Origin of the sequence: Methanolobus sp. WCC5 (assembly GCF_045690325.1) — an archaeon.
Lineage (GTDB): Archaea > Halobacteriota > Methanosarcinia > Methanosarcinales > Methanosarcinaceae > Methanolobus.
The window spans coordinates 2,069,760-2,087,654 of the sequence record NZ_CP146981.1; the positions used below are offsets into that span (position 1 = coordinate 2,069,760).

The 17,895-nt window shown below is 44.9% G+C and carries 16 protein-coding genes; 8 read left to right on the forward strand and 8 right to left on the reverse strand.

The genetic code is table 11. The features are described 5' to 3' along the window. Positions 1-283: 283 nt before the first annotated feature. Both V7O64_RS10045 and V7O64_RS10050 read left to right on the forward strand, forming a co-directional pair. Positions 284-2,074 (forward strand): ATP-binding protein, encoded by a 1,791-nt coding sequence (locus V7O64_RS10045; RefSeq protein WP_407355268.1) that lies wholly within the window; start codon positions 284-286, stop codon positions 2,072-2,074. 51 nt (positions 2,075-2,125) lie between these two features. Further along, positions 2,126-3,430 (forward strand): DUF1743 domain-containing protein, encoded by a 1,305-nt coding sequence (locus V7O64_RS10050; protein WP_407355269.1) that lies wholly within the window; start codon positions 2,126-2,128, stop codon positions 3,428-3,430. 17 nt (positions 3,431-3,447) lie between these two features. Here V7O64_RS10050 and V7O64_RS10055 read toward each other — a convergent pair whose 3' ends face one another. Both V7O64_RS10055 and V7O64_RS10060 read right to left on the reverse strand, forming a co-directional pair. After that, positions 3,448-4,227, reverse strand: coding sequence for an NAD+ synthase (locus V7O64_RS10055; RefSeq protein ID WP_407355270.1), 780 nt, complete (start codon positions 4,225-4,227; stop codon positions 3,448-3,450). Positions 4,228-4,273: 46 nt separating this feature from the next. Beyond that, positions 4,274-4,981 carry an RAD55 family ATPase gene (locus V7O64_RS10060; protein WP_407355271.1) on the reverse strand — a complete coding sequence of 236 codons (708 nt, stop codon included), beginning with the start codon at positions 4,979-4,981 and terminating at the stop codon, positions 4,274-4,276. Between the two features lie 157 nt (positions 4,982-5,138). Here V7O64_RS10060 and V7O64_RS10065 point away from each other — a divergent pair, with 157 nt between their 5' ends. Both V7O64_RS10065 and V7O64_RS10070 read left to right on the forward strand, forming a co-directional pair. After that, positions 5,139-5,618 carry an NOB1 family endonuclease gene (locus tag V7O64_RS10065; RefSeq protein ID WP_407355272.1) on the forward strand — a complete coding sequence of 160 codons (480 nt, stop codon included), beginning with the start codon at positions 5,139-5,141 and terminating at the stop codon, positions 5,616-5,618. Between the two features lie 62 nt (positions 5,619-5,680). Next, entirely contained in the window at positions 5,681-6,292 is a 612-nt protein-coding gene (locus tag V7O64_RS10070; RefSeq protein WP_407355273.1) for an orotate phosphoribosyltransferase-like protein, read from the forward strand. 69 nt (positions 6,293-6,361) lie between these two features. On the opposite strand, the gene V7O64_RS10075 is transcribed toward V7O64_RS10070, so the two are convergent. Continuing rightward, positions 6,362-8,485: an OB-fold nucleic acid binding domain-containing protein gene (locus V7O64_RS10075; RefSeq protein ID WP_407355274.1), complete on the reverse strand. Its 2,124-nt coding sequence runs from the start codon at positions 8,483-8,485 to the stop codon at positions 6,362-6,364. Between the two features lie 694 nt (positions 8,486-9,179). On the opposite strand from V7O64_RS10075, the gene V7O64_RS10080 reads away from it, so the two are divergent. Both V7O64_RS10080 and V7O64_RS10085 read left to right on the forward strand, forming a co-directional pair. Next, the gene (locus tag V7O64_RS10080; RefSeq protein WP_407355275.1) at positions 9,180-9,941 is read left to right on the forward strand and encodes a slipin family protein; all 762 of its coding nucleotides are present in this window, start codon (positions 9,180-9,182) and stop codon (positions 9,939-9,941) included. 14 nt (positions 9,942-9,955) lie between these two features. Next, complete coding sequence (locus tag V7O64_RS10085) at positions 9,956-11,284, forward strand: NfeD family protein (protein ID WP_407355276.1); 1,329 nt, start codon at positions 9,956-9,958, stop codon at positions 11,282-11,284. A 50-nt stretch (positions 11,285-11,334) separates the two neighbouring features. On the opposite strand, the gene V7O64_RS10090 is transcribed toward V7O64_RS10085, so the two are convergent. From V7O64_RS10090 to V7O64_RS10100, 3 genes are all read right to left on the reverse strand, one after another. Further along, complete coding sequence (locus tag V7O64_RS10090) at positions 11,335-12,654, reverse strand: AIR synthase-related protein (protein WP_407355277.1); 1,320 nt, start codon at positions 12,652-12,654, stop codon at positions 11,335-11,337. 12 nt (positions 12,655-12,666) lie between these two features. Beyond that, the gene (hisH, locus tag V7O64_RS10095) at positions 12,667-13,275 is read right to left on the reverse strand and encodes an imidazole glycerol phosphate synthase subunit HisH (protein WP_407355278.1); all 609 of its coding nucleotides are present in this window, start codon (positions 13,273-13,275) and stop codon (positions 12,667-12,669) included. Between the two features lie 226 nt (positions 13,276-13,501). Then, positions 13,502-15,496: a methyl-accepting chemotaxis protein gene (locus V7O64_RS10100; protein ID WP_407355279.1), complete on the reverse strand. Its 1,995-nt coding sequence runs from the start codon at positions 15,494-15,496 to the stop codon at positions 13,502-13,504. Positions 15,497-15,806: 310 nt separating this feature from the next. Here V7O64_RS10100 and V7O64_RS10105 point away from each other — a divergent pair, with 310 nt between their 5' ends. Together V7O64_RS10105 and V7O64_RS10110 are read left to right on the forward strand one after the other, a co-directional pair. Next, entirely contained in the window at positions 15,807-16,289 is a 483-nt protein-coding gene (locus V7O64_RS10105) for a carboxypeptidase-like regulatory domain-containing protein (RefSeq protein WP_407355280.1), read from the forward strand. A 31-nt stretch (positions 16,290-16,320) separates the two neighbouring features. Further along, positions 16,321-16,752, forward strand: a complete 432-nt coding sequence (locus V7O64_RS10110) for a hypothetical protein (RefSeq protein WP_407355281.1) — start codon at positions 16,321-16,323, stop codon at positions 16,750-16,752. 126 nt (positions 16,753-16,878) lie between these two features. Here the strand turns inward: V7O64_RS10110 and V7O64_RS10115 are convergent, their stop codons facing one another. Both V7O64_RS10115 and V7O64_RS10120 read right to left on the reverse strand, forming a co-directional pair. Beyond that, positions 16,879-17,544, reverse strand: a complete 666-nt coding sequence (locus tag V7O64_RS10115; protein ID WP_407355282.1) for a hypothetical protein — start codon at positions 17,542-17,544, stop codon at positions 16,879-16,881. 57 nt (positions 17,545-17,601) lie between these two features. Then, positions 17,602-17,865, reverse strand: a complete 264-nt coding sequence (locus tag V7O64_RS10120) for a hypothetical protein (RefSeq protein ID WP_407355283.1) — start codon at positions 17,863-17,865, stop codon at positions 17,602-17,604. Between the last annotated feature and the right edge of the window lie 30 nt (positions 17,866-17,895).

A 17,895-nucleotide genomic window follows, 5' to 3' on the forward strand; every position in this document is an offset into this window, starting at 1 on the left:
TATAATCTTGAGTTAGAAAATTATTTATTTGATGTGTTGAAATATTGGTGTATATACAATAGCTTAATAACAACTCCATTTTTGCAGGAATAGTTCGCAATGTCTGATTGTTGATATCATGAATACGAAGGTACGGGATGAAGAAATGCAAAAAACAGATCTTTTGAGAGATCCGTTGACGCTTATATCCAGCAGAGTTAAAGTGGAGCTGCAAAATATATTGTTGATTCTTTTGTTATTTATCCTGTTTGCATGGCTGGCAGTTTCATCATTGAGGTTTTTTATGTCATCTGATTCCTTTTTCCAGGGAATTTCCGCGCCTGCTCTTTCAACAGGTAGTTATGTGTATATATTCATCTTATTCCTGGTCATGCCTTTTGTTTTCATTCTTTTGCAAAAGAATAGTAAAAAAACAGAGTATATCCCACGTGAAATAGAACCGTTGTTGAGACATATAGTGGAATTCTCTCCATTGCCAATGGCTTTGCTGGATACAGCATCCAATATTGTTCATTTGAACAGGAAGTTTACAGAGACATTTGGTTACACTCTTGAAAACGTGCCCTCGCTACGTGAGTTATGGGGTGACTCTGGTCCTGTTCCTGCAAATCCTATCAAAGAATCCGATTTTATAAATCCCGGATACTCTTTTCCAGAAACTGATGAAACGGCTTTTAGTAATGAAAGGGCTGTTCTGTGCAAGGATGGCTCTTCAAGGGATACTGAGTGCAGCTTGGCAAAAATAACAGATGACAGGATAATTCTCGTTTTCAAGGATATGACAAAGGTAAAAACTGCTGAAAAAGCTCTTCTTCTTGATGAGTTAAGATTGGAGGCACTTTTTGAATTGAATCAACTTAAAGGTTCAACTGTAAACGACGTTCTTGATTTCTCCCTCAAAAAAGCCGTGGAGCTAACTGAAAGTCAGATAGGCTGTATTGGATTTGTAAATGAGGATGGGGGTACAGTAAAGATACCTGCATTGTCAACAAGATCAATGGAACTTTGCTGCATTAAGGATGTAAACAGTGTATTTCATATTGGTGAAATGGGTTTCTGGGCTGAACCTATAAGGCAACATATGTCTTTGGTAATCAATGATTGTGAAAATACCATTTCAACTGATAACCGTTTCCTGGAAGGCTGTGTTCACACGCGTAACTATCTGGGTATCCCAATATTTGATAACGATAAGATCGTTATGGTTGCAGGTGTTGCAAACAAAACAGGTGATTATGACAGTTCTGACATAAGGCAGATAACACTTCTTATGGAAGCTACCTGGGAACTTATTAAGAGAAAAGAGGATGAGGATAAGATCAGAACATATGCGCAAGAGCTTGCAAAGAACAACCGGGAGCTTGAATCACTGGACCGCATGAAAGATGAGTTCATGGCAAATATCACACATGAACTGAAGACCCCCCTTATTCCTATCAAAGGATACAGTGAACTTCTTTTTGAAGGTCATCTCGGCAGCCTGGATGAAGATCAGAGGAGAAGTGTTGGAGTTATCCTGCAGAATGCTGACAGGCTGCATAAATTGATTGATTCCCTGCTTTATATGCAGAATATTCATTCCGGGAATGTCCAGTATCATCTGGATTCCATAGATGTTGCCAGTATACTTGAAAAAGTAACCGGGAACATTGTATCACTAAGAAAGGAAAATGGTCCTTCCCTTATCAAAGAATACACATCTCCCCTTCCTTTCATATGTGGCAACAGGGTATACTTGGAACAGGTATTCTTCCACATAATTGAAAATTCATTCAAATTCACTCCTCCTGAAGGGTCAGTGACGGTAAATGCATACCAGGAGAGGAGAATGATCCACATCATTGTGAAAGATACCGGCATTGGCATACCTGAAGCTGAACTCCAGAATGTCTTTAAGAGATTCTATCAGGCAGATGGCTCACTCACAAGGCGTTATGGTGGCAACGGGCTTGGATTATATCTTTGCAAAAGTATTGTGGAAGCACACGGCGGTTCCATATGGGCTGTAAGTGAAAAGGGCAGGGGCACGGAATTACATGTGCTTCTTCCGATAATTGAAGAAGGAAAGATCTAAGGTCCCTGCAGAACCATTTAACAATGATGAATCATATGTGCTATTGGTCCAATGAGCAACGAACATACAAAAATGGTCATCGGTATCGATGATACGGATTCCAGGGAGGGTATGTGTACTACATACCTCTGCGCCCTGCTAAGGGATGAACTGTCATCTTTTGCAAAAGCTGTATCAGATCCCATGCTTGTTCGGCTGAACCCCACGATCCCCTACAAGACACGTGGGAATGCCTCGGTTGCTCTGCTAGTGGAATGCAGGGAGCCGGAAAAAGTAATGGAACATGTGACCCGCAGGGTTGCCACCATGTCCTGTCTTGACAATGAGAACACCAATCCGGGAGTTGTTTTCATCACAGATGAGCAGTTCGGGACGGTGAGGCCCGACTTAAGTGAGTTCTTCAGACGTGCTGTAAGGGATGTTATAACAATTGATGAAGCAAAGGAAATGGCCCTGAAACTTTGCCTCCGGTTCCAGGTCTTCAAGAACGGACGTGGTCTTATAGGTGCTCTTTCTGCATGTGGTGCAATGCTTGATCCGGAGTGGGACCACACCTATGAGTATCTTGCATACAGGGTAAAAGATTCATGGGGGACACCACGCTCTGTTGATGATGATTCTTTGTTTAAGGCTGACAGGCAGACCTATCCGGATACATGGGATACCGTGGATCTGTTTAATGACATGGTTGTTTGTGTGCCCCATTCGGCAGATCCGGTCCTTTACGGGATAAGGGGAAAGGATCGTTCCTCTGTGGAGAAGGCTGCATCTTTTGTTCGTTGCGAGCCTGTGGAACGGGCATGCACATTCCGTACAAACCAGGGCACTGATATGCATCTGTTACCTGCGGGGGGCATATCTGAGATAACCGGGATGCACTCCTATATACTGGAAGGTCAGGTCTGTTCCATGCCTGCTACTATCAGAGGTGGACACACCATCTTCTCTTTACAGGACGCAGAAGGTCAGAAGATAGATTGTGCGGCCTTTGAGCCCACAAAGAACTTCAGGGAACTTGTGCGCCAGCTCATCCCCGGTGACAGGGTAATAGTTTACGGAAGTGTTACCGAAAGAACAGTGAACATTGAGAAAATAAAGATAATTGGTCTTGCATCTAAATATGAAGTCCTTAACCCTTTATGTCCTTGCTGTGGCAAGCGAATGAAATCCGCCGGCTCTGGCCAGGGTTACAGATGCAGGAAGTGCAATACAAAGTCAATGACAACGCAAAGCAAGGAAGTTAAAAGGGCTGTATTGCCTGGATTCTACGAAGTTCCTCCCTGTGCAAGGAGACATCTTGCAAAGCAGCTTCTAAGGTTTGGAAAAGAGGATGTACCAGTCTTTCCTTCCAGGTAAGGACATTTATTCCTGCATTATCGCAGGTCTCTGAGCTCTGCTATAGCCGGAGCTTTTTGTTTATGCAGGTTCATATTGATGCGTCCTATGACAGAATCCCTCTGCCCGCCGGTAAGCCCGAGTGTGTTCTGTGCAACCCGGGGACTTTCACCCTCAAGCAAAAGTGCAAGGAACCTGTCAACCAGCTCGTAAGTGATGCCCAGTTCCTCCTCATCTGTCTGGCCTGCCCACAGTCTTGCAGAGGGGGCTTTTGTGATGATTTCCGGGGGTATTCCCATGAGTGATGCCATTTCCCTGACCTCGGTTTTGTACAGGTCCCCTATAGGCTCGATGTCAACACCGCCGTCCCCGTATTTTGTGAAGTATCCAAGCAGGATCTCTGTTTTATTGCCTGTGCCCATGACAATCCTTGCCATGCTGTTGGCATAATAATAAAGTACAGACATTCTTATCCTGGCCTTAAGATTGCCGATTGCATGTGAATTGGAAAGATCGCTCTCAGGGATAGAGTTCATGTATGCAGAAAGTATCTCTGAGATATCGATGGTCCTGAGTTCTATGCCAAGTCTCTCAGCCACCTCTGTGGCATCCAGTACATCTTCAGCAGGTGTGAGGTTAAGCTCCGGCATGTGTATACCAAGGACATTTTCCTTTCCTAGTGCTTCAACTGTCAGGTAAGCTGTAAGGGCCGAATCGATTCCTCCGCTAAGGCCGACAACAGCTCCTTTTACACCTGCCTGATTTGCTTTCTCCCTGATGAACCCCACGATGATCTCTTTAGCCTTTGAAATATCCATTGTACCATGCCTGCCGGATATTAACTGTGAATGCTATCAATTATACTTATCTGTTTGTCTTTGGCAGGAGCAGTTTTATGCCATTTTCTGTTATATCGTAATTAATGAGTTCAAGGGAGATCTTCGTGCCTCTCATTTTAGGTATGTGCATAAACCTTTCCATTTTTCCTGTGTATGGATTCTCTTTTGTCATCAGTCTGATAGTCCCGTATGTTGAATATTCAGCAATCCGATGAGTTAGCTCGTGTGCAGTTGCATCCATCATCATAAGGCATGTCCTCTTTTGCTTTGAAAGCAGATATGAAAGGGTGTCTATCTTATCCTTGAACTGTTTAAGCCCGGTTCCAATGGAGAACGTGCCCAGGTTATCCAGCACGAAGACCTCGATGTTATCCTCGGTTATATGTATCAGGTTGTTCAGGTCGTCTATATTTGTGTGTATATTGTCATTATCTTTTTGAATATCGAATGCTTTCAGTTCAAGATAACGTATCATAGAAAGCTGACCGTTCTTTATGAAAGGCTCAAGGTCAAAACCAAGTTCTTTTGCATGTAATACTATCTTTTCAGGGACCTCTTCGGTTGCCACCATCATGCATTTCCTTCCCTCTTTGCACATTCTGTAAAGAAACTGTATCCCAAAGATAGTTTTTCCTGTACCCGGTTCTCCTGTAATAAGGATACATTCGCCTTCGGGAAATCCGCCCTGTATCCTTCTGTCCAGATCGCTAATTCCGCAGGATAATCTTTTCATGAATTGTTGCTCCATTTTAAATCAATAGATTCAGAATTGATCTGCTATCACCATATATTATATATTATGTTCTATATAATACTATTATTAAATAAAAAACTCCATCTTTTGTAGCTGACAAAGAATTAATCTATGTTCAGAAAGTATCTTCTATCATATGGATTACTATATTGCTGATTCTGCGGTCTTCATTATGGGATCAGGGATCGAACCTCACAGGACAATAACGGTCCCTTCGGTGATCGATGAACTGAAAAGTTATGAAGCCTCCCTGCGGTTTGAACTTGCCAGGGAAAGCGGAGCTCGTGTGGAAATGCCGGATGAACATCTTCGGGAGGAAGTGGTGAGTGTATCCGCAAGAACACGGGATTGTGAGGAATTATCATCAACAGATATTGATATTCTTGCCAAGGCCCTTGAATATAAGGGAAGTTCCGTACTCCTTACAGATGATTATGCCGTTCAGAACGTTGCCAGGGTGATGGGTATAGAAGCCAGGCCTGTGGTCCAGAAAAAGATAAAGGATGTACTTGTATGGCAAAAGCAATGTACAGGTTGCCACCGGTGTTATGATGAGGGTGATATCTGCCCTGTCTGTGGTTCTTCTCTTAAGAAAAAGCGTAAAAGAAAAATATAACATCTCTGTTGTTGTATCATATATGGTATGGATTACAGATAAAATGAATATGCGGGATTCATATGAAGAATATTGAGAATTTGATCCAGAAAGCCCTTGAATTACAGGCTAACGGCCTTGTAACAAGGCAAATTGCAGATGAACTTAACGTTTCCCGGGAAACGGTCACGTGGCTTTTGACCCGTGCAAAAAAGGAAGACGTTTCCACTGCACCCAAAGACATATCCGTCAACTGGAGCAGTATTGGTAAAAGCGCCTACAGGATGCGCCATATAGGGATCGCGATGTGTGACATGGTGCTTGATACGGTGGAAGCCACGGGCAACGATATCGACCTGGTGGTCGGTATAGGGTTGAGTGGGGTTCCGCTTGCAAGTCTGATGGCAGATGAACTGGATACGGAGCTATCTGTTTATCATGCATATGGTGAACATGAAGGTGAGGCAAAGTTAAAGGGAGCTTTCAGCAGGAACTTTGCAGGTATCAAGGGCAAGAAGTGTATAATAGTGGATGATGTGATCACCACCGGTAACACCATCAACGATGTCATCACCCACCTGAGAAGCTCTGGTGCAAAACCACTGGCAATTGCTGTTCTTGTAGATAAAACAGGTTCTGATGCATTGTCAGATGTACCCGTGCATGCGCTTGTGCGCATAGTGCGCGTGGACTGAGGTCAGTTCCGGCCAGATCCACAGGGTCAAAAGGTTCACAGGAATTTATTTCAGAAGGTCCTATAGGAGTTATTCAACTCCTACGGATCCTACTTTTTCGGCAAGTTTTGAGAGCACTTCCGTGCGCATGCCTTCTACGAATTTGATGCTGCCCACTACCAGGTGTCCTCCTCCATTTACACCGCCGCCCTTGACCTCTTCGTGGAGCTCCCTTACCATCCGGGGAATGTTCATTTTAACTCCTTTTGAGCGAATGACCGCAAAATCAGGTCCATATCCGATGGTTATTACAGGTTTGTCTGCAAATCTGCGGCACAATCTGTCATGCACCTCCCCTGATGTTTTTCCGGGTGGGGGGAAGGTGAATTTGTGGGCGTAGTTCTCAACATCCAGTACATTGAGAATTGCTCCGTTGGGGAGGTTCTGGGATTTAACATGGGCCATGCAGACATCTATCTGCTCGGATATCATCTCATTTGCCTGCTCGCAAAGCAGGTTGACCAGGTTCTTGTGTATCCTGTGATCCCCAAAGTCCAGGATATCATCAATGATTCCTTTACCGTTGTTAAACTTAAGCCAGTATGCCTCAAAGTCAAGGGCAAGGGCCATATCCTTAAGGTCCTGCAGGCTGTATCTGTCAGCAACCATCTCAATGTATTGCCTTGCTTCGTCAGCTTCGGAGCGGTCACCTACTGCAGCCACAGCAGGAAGGTGGTCTATCTCCTTTTCCACATTAATATTGATCATGCGTGCAACCTCGGTACAGAGCATACCGGCGGTCACTCCGAAATCGCCTCCTACGTGGGCGGGATTAACATGTGCTATGAGGTAATCATCCACTTCCTTGTCGGGGTGGTGATGGTCCACGACTATCATCTGGATCCCATAGACCCTGGCCTGTTTCATTGCAGGCACATCCTCAAGGGTAGAGCCGTTGTCCACACTTACCACAAGTGGCATCTTCTGGCCATGCCTTGCAGTGTCCTCCAGGGCAAAACTGATGTCTCGTACAACATCCATGACCTCATAGAAAGGTGCCTTTGATGGTGCACGTTTGTAGAAATGATATTCTCCGTCAGAGCCATTAACTTCCTTTATCAGCGGAATTATGGCCTTCTCTATGGCCATTGCAGCGGTCATCCCGTCGGCATCCGCATGATGGCGCAGTATGATAGGAGTTGATTTGATTATCGCTTTTCTAATTTCCTTTGCAACTTTTTTCATGGCAGGTCTGAGTTTCTCAAGTACTTCACTCCTGACCATGTATTCGATCTCATAGGGCTCGGCTCTGTTGTCAATGGCTGCCTCTATTCTTTTGAGTATCTCGGCTTCTTTTGACCCAGTTAGTCTCTTAAGACTCTGGACTTCAAGCTGCACACTGTCTCCGCGGGATGTTATCTCCCCGGTGGCAGAAACTATCATATCTGACTCTATCTGCGGGTATGCCCTCTCCCCGGCACTCTCAAATGCAGCGCCTGAAACCTGTCCTGTTTCATCGGCAATGGTGAATATTGTAGGGCCTGCGGTTTGCTTGACCTGTATGACCTCACCTTCTATCCGTACCTTCTGGCCGACCATCCGGGAAACCTCGGTTGCCGTTTTTGTCGGAAGGTCCTTTTCAAGTTCCACTGTCTGATACTCTTTCAGCTTACGCGGCACCAGATCCATTTTGCCTTTTGGTTTTATTTCCTTAAGGCTTACTATGACAGCTTCCCCCACCTCCAGGGTCTCCTTCATGTTGCTGGAGTGTACAAGTCCCCTGAGATTGGAATTCAGGTCCACGAAAACACCAAAATCAGCAATGTTGCGTACAACTGCATGATACATCCTGCCAACTTCAAGTTCTTCCAGGGTGCATGAATTATCAAGTTTGTAAACGACCTGCTTCTTTGCACAGGACGGGCATATCTCATCTCCATCATAGGGCCCTTCCATTGCAGATCCGCATATTTTACATTTATAAAATGTCCCTTTGCCTTCACATGCAGTACATGTCTCTCTTGTCTCGATTTCCCCGCTTCCTCCGCAGTTGTTGCAGGAAGAACCGTTCTTCAGAAAATTGGCCATGTCCTTTTCAGAAAGTTTCATAAAGTCAATAGACTTTGATTTTCCTGTTCCTTTGCACTCCGGGCATTTGGCAGTGCCAGTGACACTATATCCTTTCCCATTGCACTCTATACATTTCTCACTCATTGTATCTAGTCTTAGATGGTATATATTGGATTTATGTGTTTGCTTGTATCTGTCTCAACCGCGCATCATATTATTATGCTTTTTTCCTGCCTGTTTCCAGGCTTATATCCGTCCATATGGCATGTCATTGTCTTTAAGGGACATCTTCAAAAGCCGGTTTGAAATTATTAACATCAAAATCAATCACATTAATAAACGATAAAAGAGTTCTATTGTTTGTTGGGTCTGAAACGTTATTATTATTATTATAATAACGACGCTTTCATGCTTTCGTGTACATCCCCTCAAACAAGAACTCAGACCCAGCCTTCTATTATTCATTTCTATACATGTTCATAAACACTGACTGGTTTGTTGTGTTATTATTGCCGATATTATATTATTTGAATAACTAGGCTCTGTAGAAATCCTTTCTTTATTAATAAACCACTGATAAATACGGATACACTCACCTCCTACGGAGTTGAGTTCCTGCTAAACAGTGGTTTAGCAGGTAACACAGATGAAAAATATCTGCGTGCATCAGCGTTACCTGCTAAACGGAGGTTTAGCAGGCACTCAACTCTGTAAGAGGTGAGTGTATCTGCGGTTCGGAAATTATTGAAAATAGGTTTTCTACAGAGCCAATAACTAGGTCATTTATATAACTTGTCTCCTTTATGTAATATGTATATGATAATTCAGGAGAATGGTTATGGTTTCGTTTGATATTATTTTGCCTCTGGCTATTGTAGCAATTTTCATACTGTCAAAAGCTGTGAAGATAGTCAATGAGTATGAGCGTGTGGTAATCTTCCGTCTTGGAAGACTGAGTGGTATTAAAGGTCCGGGTCTGTTCCTTATCATACCTATAATCGATACGGTTGTGAAGGTAGACCTGCGTGTTGTAACGATCGATGTGCCCAAGCAGGCTGTCATAACCCGGGATAACGTCACAGTGGCAGTTGATGCTGTGGTCTATTACAAGGTCATAGATCCCTCAAAAGCCGTTAATGAGGTCGAGAACTTCAAGTATGCCACAGCTATGCTTTCCCAGACAACCTTGCGTGACGTTGTTGGACAGATAGAGTTTGATGATGTACTGTCAAACAGGGATGATGTAAACAAAAGCATTCAGGAGATGCTGGACGTTGCTACTGATCCGTGGGGTATAAAAGTTACAAGTGTAACGCTGAGGGATGTCAGTATTGATGATGTAATGCAACGTGCTATTGCAAAGCAGGCAGAGGCAGAGCGTGAGAAGAGAGCCCGTATCATTCTTGCCGATGGTGAGTACATTGCTGCTACTAAGATGAAGGACGCTGCACGTCTTTATGAAGAAGTGCCTGTTGCCATCAAGCTCAGGGAGCTGCAGACCTATGCTGAGATAGCAAGGGAAAGGAACATGATCGTTGTTGCCAATCCGACAGATATTGGGAACATTGCTGCGTTCTCAAAGGCATTTGATAAGAAATGAAGGATGGAGGGCACATGAAAAATAAGTGCCTTTCATACCTTGGCACTTTTCTTTTTTTGTTATTGGTTCTGTCGCAGCTTTCTGGTCTTGCATTAGCTGCTGAGCAGAAGGTGCTGGTGCTTGAGATATCCGGCTCCATCACTCCTGTCTCAGATGACATAGTAGCTGATGCTATTGCCTTTGCAGAGAATGATAATTATGAAGCCATGGTGATCACTCTGAATACTCCGGGTGGCGGACTGGACGAAACCCTTAATATCATTGAACAGATAGCCGCAACAGATGTTCCTGTGATTGGCTATGTGTATCCGGAGGGGACCAAAGCATGGTCTGCAGGTACGCTTATTCTGATAAGTACGGATATAGCGGCAATGGCGCCCTTTACTATAATAGGTTCTGCACAGCCTGTTTCTGTAACTCCCGGTGGAAGTGAGCCTGTAGATGATGCAAAGATCATCAACGCCCTTGTTACAAGAGCCACTGAGAATGCAAAGAAGCACAACCGTAACCAGACTGCAGCTGAGGAATTTATCACTAAGAACCTTAATCTTGATGCTGATAAGGCCCTTGAGTATGAAGTTATTGAGTATGTTTCTTCCTCTATAGAGGATCTCATGTCCCAGGTAAGCGGGCAGGAAGTGAAAGGAAGAGTGCTTAACACCGAAGGTGCGGATATTACCTACTACCAGCCATCCCTGCGGCTTGAGTTCATGAACATCATATCAAATCCGATAGTATCCTCGTTGCTCCTGCTTCTTGGTGTCTATGCCGTTATCCTGGGTATATCAAACCCTGGTTTTGGAGCGGAACTCTTTGGTGTCATTGCAATCACCCTGGGATTGGTGGGCACCGGCTTTGATGTAAATACAGGTGCTCTGTTCCTTATTATTGTGGGTGTGATCCTGCTAGTGCTGGAATTCCAGGCACCGGGTTTCGGGGTTTTTGGAATCGCGGGCCTTGTGTGTATAATTGCCGGCAGTGTGCTGTTGGCACCCACTGATTTCCCACGCAATTATACTCCGGCGGAATTCCAGAGGACGCTCATAGTATCTATTGCAACACCTACTGTTGTTCTTGGACTGTTCCTGGTGTTCGCTCTCTACAAGGTAATAGAGGTCAAAAAAAGAAAACCATTGTTCGGGGAACTTATAGGGGATACCGGCCAGGCAGTCGATCCCATAGGTGACGGCAATGAAGGATACATACTGCTTCGTGGACAACACTGGAAAGCACGTTCCTCAGACATGATCGAAAAAGGAGACAAGGTCAGGGTGCTTGAGAAAGATGGCGTGGTGCTGGTCGTTGAAAAATTGAAAGATGAGCAGGAACTGAAAAAGGGATGAAGTGTATCTTCTGCAAAACCAAGGTTTAAGGAAAGAAAGGCAGGTCCTTTCTATTTCCTTTTTATCATTTCGATAACCCGGCGTTTCTTTTCCATGGCAATGAGTGCCGCTTTGTCAATGGCTTTTTTCATATCATCAAAATCACGGGGTTTCTCATCGCCAATCATCTTCTTTATAGGAGTGTAAGCGGATTCACGGAATCGCGGTGTGAAATCCCTTGCTTCGCCGTTTATAATTATTTCTGATCCGGTGCCTTCAACAACTCTCCCGATTATTGCAATGTCAACATCTGCACTTCGGATGGTCTTCATAATGTCTTGCGCATACTCTTCAGGTGCAATTATAAGCAAAGCATCAAGGGAAACTCCCAGATAATCTATCTCAAGGGATTCAAGCATTTCAAGGACCCTGGGGTTGACAAGTTCTCTCATTTTCTTTTCTTCAAAAATGAGCTTGACACCTGCTGTTCTGGATATCTCCTTGGCATCTCCCCTTATGCCGCCGTTTGTGACATCTGTCATTGCATGGATGAACTTAACAAGACCTGAATCCAGCAGTTTCTCGCATGCTTCCAGGAACTTTATGTTGATGGTCTCATCAACGATGTCATGCATCCCGTAGTAGAGTGCGGTCGTGGATATTGTTCCGCCGCCTGCTCCTTCTGTCATCAGGATCACATCTTTTGCCTGTGTCTGCTCACGTGAGGTCAGTTCTGTTGAAACACCAACAGCACCCACCCCTCCAGTCATGCGTTCACCTATTACCATGTCACCGCCGATCCTGAGGGTGCTTCCGGTTATCAGCGGGATGCCTGAGAGTTCCGAGACAGTTGTGATGCCGGCAATGTGGTCAAAGACCTTTCCCACATCCCCATCATCTGCCACATGGATGTCAGAGAGCATGGCAACGGGTCTTGCACCCATTACATAGATATCACGCAGTGCTGCTCTTGCAACGTGAAATCCTGCAAGGAATGAATAATCGCTAAGCCTGGAGTGCATGCCGTCCACGGTGAGGATGATGTATTCACCAGCATCAGACCTCACAACTCCTGAATCGTCAAGATGTGTTGTGTCAACGACTGCCTTTGTCTTGCCGATTACCTCGGCTATCTTCTCATGTGTATAGAAGTCCCCAAGACCCCTGGAACCGACACCGAACTGTCCCATTGTCACACCTGATATGGTGGGTTTAAGTACGTCACCTTTCAGGTCAAGGGTCGCTTTTGCTTCGATAATGGTTGCCTGTGCGAGTTTACGTGCATGTTGCGGGCTTGTATCCTTGACCTCCAGTATCCTGGCAGTGAGTTTGTCCTCAAGGTCGGTTTCGTTCTTTCCAAGCCCTCTTTTTGCGTAGCCTTCAATATCCATATTCTCATCTCTTTAGCACATAGCAACGAAATTCTTCAGTATCTTCAGTCCCACATCCCCGCTTTTCTCCGGATGGAACTGGGTTCCTATGACATTGCCTGCATCATTTACGATGGCAGCTGCGAATCCAGTACCGTATTCGCATGAAAGAAGTGTGTTCTTCTCAGCGGTATCAACGTAGTATGAGTGGACGAAGTAAAGAAAAGCACCGTCATCCATACCTTCAAAAAGAGGATGTTGCTGTGTTATCCTGATAGAGTTCCATCCCATGTGAGGGACTTTGAGTTCAGAGTGCGGGAATCGGAGTACTTTTCCTTTTACAAGGCCAAGACCTTCGGTGATACCGCCTTCCTCAGATGTGCTCATCATCATCTGCTGTCCCAGGCATATGCCCAGCATGGGCTTGCCCGAGGCAACATAATCATCGATAGTGGCTCTAAGGGCCTCTACATTTTTCATTGCATCCCTGAATGCCCCAACCCCCGGAAGGATCACACCTTCAGCATTCCTTATCTCTTCGGGGTCGCTTGATATGAGTACGCTGGCTCCTGCATGCTCCAGGCCCTTGCGGACACTCCTGAGATTACCAAGTCCGTAATCGATGATAACGATCTTCTTCATGTGAGAATTAAAGAATGGTTTTGGTACATGAATGTAACGATTATAGCTTCTGAAGGCAGATCCTGAAAGGATTTTTTCATTATGGTTGAAAAGCGCAGATGGATGCAGATCACATGGATGTTTGTTCTGTGCCTGTGCGCAGGACCTTAAAAAGGATGGAAGAAATAAATAGAAAAAGGATCAGGACAGTGCTCCTGCTGTCCTGATAATACCAGATATTCTGCTATCATTCCAGTTTGAACCTTGAAATACTACCCTGCAGGTGTTCTGCCATGCCGGCAAGATTGTTTGCTGCTTCAAAAAGGTCTGACATCATGGCAGATTTCTCTTCAATGGTCAGGGATATCTTCTGAGTGCCGGCTGCAGAGTCTGCAGAGATGGCAGAAACATCTTCCAGGGAGGCTGTGACCTCCTGTATCGATGCGGACTGTTCCTGTGTGGCAGCGGCTATCTCCTGTGCCATCCTTGCAACTTCCTCGCCGTTTCTGATAGCATTCTTCACAGCTTCAACAGCCTTGCTTATGGATTCAGAACCTGCTTCTACTTTGACGGTTTCGTTTCTTATTGAGTCCACTGCGTTTTCGGTTTCCAGCTGCACATCCTTGATCAGCTTGGCAATTTCCTTTGCCGCAGAACCCGATTCCTCTGCAAGTTTGCGTACCTCGTCAGCAACAACGGCAAAACCACGCCCATGTTCCCCTGCCCTTGCAGCTTCAATGGCCGCATTCAATGCCAGAAGGTTGGTCTGGTCTGCAATGCCTGTGATTACGTTAACTATCTCACCTATCTTGGCTGACTTGGTATCCAGTCTTTCAATGACCTTTACTGAGTCATGAGATGATTCTTTTATTCCATTCATCTGCATGAGCAGTGATTCGGACTGCCTTCCTATATCCTGCATCATCTCATTGGCATTCATTGAAGTCGCTGATGTATTTCCTGCATTGTTAGCTATATCCTGCACAGCCATGGTCATATCGTTCATTGCATAGGTGATCTCGGATACTTTCTGGGACTGGTTGTCAGCTCCGGATGATATCCTTGAGGCATCCTCTCTTACCTCTGAGAAAGAAAACCTCAGTTTTTCTGTAAAATCAATGAAACTATCTGCCGTTGCGTTGACAGAGATAGACTTCTCCTGTACCTCCTGCACAATTTCCTTTATGCCCACAACCATCTTATTGATGGAGGCCCCAAGTTTTCCAATCTCATCATCTGACTCCTGCACCTGTACGGTCATGTCGCCTCCTGCAATGTGCTCGGTTGCTTCAACGATGCGATTAAGTGGCTTTGCAAGTGAATTTGCAATGAACAGGCCAAACCCGACAGACAGCACAAGTCCTATGATCGAGATCATAAGGGTGTTGTTTGTTGTCTTGTCTGCAAGAAGGCTGACACCGTCAAGAGGAATGGCTGATTTGATGTATCCTTTTGTTGTGCCGGTGTAGTCATTAAAAGGTATCAATACCACAAGTTGAGATCCGTCATCTGATGTGAATGACACTGATTCTCCTTTCCTGAGCAAATTAAGCTGCTCTTCTGTCACGGTAAATGGATCGTTTTTGAGGGTTGAGGCCAGCAAACCATTGTCAGTGGATTCCCACGAGACGCTTTTTGCATCCGGGAATGTGTATATGAAGTAATTGCCTGCAAAATCATCCTGCAACTGGGCAAGGAACGTTTCATCAAAAGCCAGGCCGTATTCCACTGAACCTATGTGTTCCCCATTGTATGCAAGGGGCGAGACTACCCTGAAACCATATCCTCCTTTTCCTTCTTCCAGGCCGCTGATCGTCTCACTCCTGGCATTTGCTTCATTTACGGTGTTCCTGAATGAGGAAAGGTCATCTCCATATTTTTCAGGACTGTGCAACCTCAGGAAAGATGTGGAATCCGGCAAGTGGAACTGGAACTGTTCGACACCTCTTGATGAAAGTTCTTTATAGATGGGCAGAAGCAGTGTGCTAAGGCCTTCTCTGTCCCTTTCAGCAAAAAGTTTCAGTATATCCTGGTTCTCACTCACGGTCACAAGTGAGGTAGTTGCGGTCTCCACCTGCATTTCCATCCGGGTGTTTACACTTTTCTCAACCTGCAGTGCAATATCATGCTTTTGGGATTCTATCAGCATATCCTGATTGTTTGCGCCCTGATATGCAAAAAGCACTATCAATAGCATTGATAACAGGATGAATGAAAGGATTATCTTGTTCTTGAACTTCAATGTAATTCTCCCTATCCAATTTATATTATCCATATTATTATAATATATTAATGTATATTTAAACTGCTTATTATTTTCTCTATATTTAAACATACTGGTTATTTGAAAAAAGTGCAGTTACTATCAGATGGGCTTTCTGTTCATCATGTATCTGTAATTATCTTATCTATATGCTGCTGCAATATGATTTTTTTATGGTGCTTGCTGCAAATGCACATATACATGCAAGTTATTAAACTTTATATATAAAAATCAGATACAAATCAATAAATTTATATCTCATGTGTTTTTCCTACGAACCGGTGATTTTTTGAGAATAACAGAAAAACTGTTCAATGATGATAGGGCTATTGAGCTGCCTATCAATATTGTTGTTATGCTGGTGGTTGGTATGGTCGCCCTTGCAGCACTTGTGGCAATAATCCCCCCACCGACAAAGAACATGTCAGTGAGTATTGTTGAATCCGGGGAGAATGGCACTGCTCTGAAATCAGGCAATACGGTAATAATCGATTCTTTAAGCGCTAACTCATTTGATATCGATGTGAGCATGTCTGTGGTCGACCCTGACGGTTATCCGGTGAGGGATGCAAACGTTGTGCTGCGTGGTCTTGGAGGTGTGGCAACAGGTGTCACTGATGATAATGGTATGTGCGATCTGTTCACTGCCGATGGTGCGCCCCTGAGCCTTGGCTCCAACCAGAATGAAGGCACTCTGGACCTTACCATATCGGCCAATGGTTTCTATGATTTTGAAAAGACAAATGCTGTCATGATAGTCAGGACCTCATGATCCTGACCACTTTTTTATTCCGGAGCTTTGCATGTTATCAGATGAGAATGCCTCGGTGGACCTGCCCATCAGGATAGTGGTACTGACCATCATCGGAATGATAGGCATATATGCTATTCTCAGTGCTGTCATGAGCACGCCCTTTGTTCCTGATACCATGTTCGCATCCCCGGACCGCAGCAGCTTTAACATGACCGCAAATGTGTGTGATTCCCCTGATATGACAGTCCGGGTCTTTGATAATGAAGGGCGGCCTGTAGGCGATGCAAATGTCGTTGTCTGGGGCCCTTCCAGGAAAAAGGCTGTTGGTGGTGTCACAGACCACAACGGTGAGTTCCATTACAGATTGCTGAATATCTCCCTGCCGCAGGGGAAAACAGAAGGTTACCTTTCAGTGAAGGTGATGCAGGAAGGCTACCTGGATCACAATGATGACCTGTTTGTGAAGGTCAGGAAAGTGTGATATGCTCAGGAGGGTATGATCCTGTCCTGTTATGTAAGCTATCCTTTCTCTCCATGACCTTTGTTCTTGTTCATGTGAGGGGCCGCAGGGATCCTCAGGTATATTTAGTACGGACCCTCAGTTAGATCATGCTTTTTTGCTGTTGGCCATATAGAACTTCAACAACACCGCCATTGCAAACACCAGGGCTATGGCAAAGGAGAAGTAGGCCGAGCGTATGATGTCCCAGCGGCCCTGCATTATGAGGATGCCTGTGAGTGTCAGTATGAGCGCTCCCACAATGCCTGACAGCTCCACAGGGACCTTAACAGAACCGATGCTGATGCGGTTGCGGTTCTCAGCTCTTTCAAGACGCATGCTGAGCCGGGATATCTCGTTCTTTAAGTCAAGTGTGCAGGACCTGGTGAGCAGCTCTTCCTCTTCTTTGCGGGAACTGTTCTTTTCCAGTTGTTCACTGAGCCCTTTGTTCTCTTGCCGAAGCTCTGTGATGTGTGAGTCCATCATGCTTATCTGTGTGCCAAGTTCCAGGACCTTCTCTTCAAGGCCCGGGTCATGTGACCTGCCCTGTTTTAGCTCAGCGATGTCTGAAAGGATAGCTGTGATGTCCTCCCGTATCCCTTCAAGGGACTTCTCAGGATCGATCTCATACTCCTCAATGATGTCCTGCAAAGCTACATCCACAGATAGCCTGCGTTCCACTGCACGCAATCTTCTTTCCACGCTTCGCACGTTCTGGTCAATGGAGTGTAACCTGCCGTTGATGTCTTCTTTTACCTGGTTGTCGTTTTTCATGACCTGCCCACCAATTGAGCGGTCATTTTTTACTTAATCTATTAAAATCCTTCGATTTTAGTCGGATAATTGAAGAGTTATATTCTCGGGAGTTACGTTGAGAACGTAGTACTTGTGTTTGTCCAGCATGATTGAAGTGCTCTTTTTGGAGAAGAAGATGTTAAGTCCATGTCCCTGGTATCCGTTTGAGAGCAGCATGCCTATGGAAAAGGTGTTCTCATCGGGCATCCCGCAGTAGACCATGTCTACCATGCTGGTCTTTAGAAAGCCGCTTTTGATGGTCTTTCTTTGTCCGGTGTTAAGCATGAATATTTCCGCCATGGTGTGACCTCTTTGAAGACCTGTTTTCCA

Bases quoted from the DNA above. Each gene is read 5' to 3' on its own strand.
- V7O64_RS10045 (WP_407355268.1), top strand. From the start codon at position 284: ATGTCATCTGATTCCTTTTTCCAGGGAATTTCCGCGCCTGCTCTTTCA.
- V7O64_RS10050 (WP_407355269.1), top strand. From the start codon at position 2,126: ATGAGCAACGAACATACAAAAATGGTCATCGGTATCGATGATACGGAT.
- V7O64_RS10055 (WP_407355270.1), bottom strand. From the start codon at position 4,227: ATGGATATTTCAAAGGCTAAAGAGATCATCGTGGGGTTCATCAGGGAG.
- V7O64_RS10060 (WP_407355271.1), bottom strand. From the start codon at position 4,981: ATGAAAAGATTATCCTGCGGAATTAGCGATCTGGACAGAAGGATACAG.
- V7O64_RS10065 (WP_407355272.1), top strand. From the start codon at position 5,139: ATGGATTACTATATTGCTGATTCTGCGGTCTTCATTATGGGATCAGGG.
- V7O64_RS10070 (WP_407355273.1), top strand. From the start codon at position 5,681: ATGAAGAATATTGAGAATTTGATCCAGAAAGCCCTTGAATTACAGGCT.
- V7O64_RS10075 (WP_407355274.1), bottom strand. From the start codon at position 8,485: ATGAGTGAGAAATGTATAGAGTGCAATGGGAAAGGATATAGTGTCACT.
- V7O64_RS10080 (WP_407355275.1), top strand. From the start codon at position 9,180: ATGGTTTCGTTTGATATTATTTTGCCTCTGGCTATTGTAGCAATTTTC.
- V7O64_RS10085 (WP_407355276.1), top strand. From the start codon at position 9,956: ATGAAAAATAAGTGCCTTTCATACCTTGGCACTTTTCTTTTTTTGTTA.
- V7O64_RS10090 (WP_407355277.1), bottom strand. From the start codon at position 12,654: ATGGATATTGAAGGCTACGCAAAAAGAGGGCTTGGAAAGAACGAAACC.
- hisH (WP_407355278.1), bottom strand. From the start codon at position 13,275: ATGAAGAAGATCGTTATCATCGATTACGGACTTGGTAATCTCAGGAGT.
- V7O64_RS10110 (WP_407355281.1), top strand. From the start codon at position 16,321: ATGTTATCAGATGAGAATGCCTCGGTGGACCTGCCCATCAGGATAGTG.
- V7O64_RS10115 (WP_407355282.1), bottom strand. From the start codon at position 17,544: ATGAAAAACGACAACCAGGTAAAAGAAGACATCAACGGCAGGTTACAC.
- V7O64_RS10120 (WP_407355283.1), bottom strand. From the start codon at position 17,865: ATGGCGGAAATATTCATGCTTAACACCGGACAAAGAAAGACCATCAAA.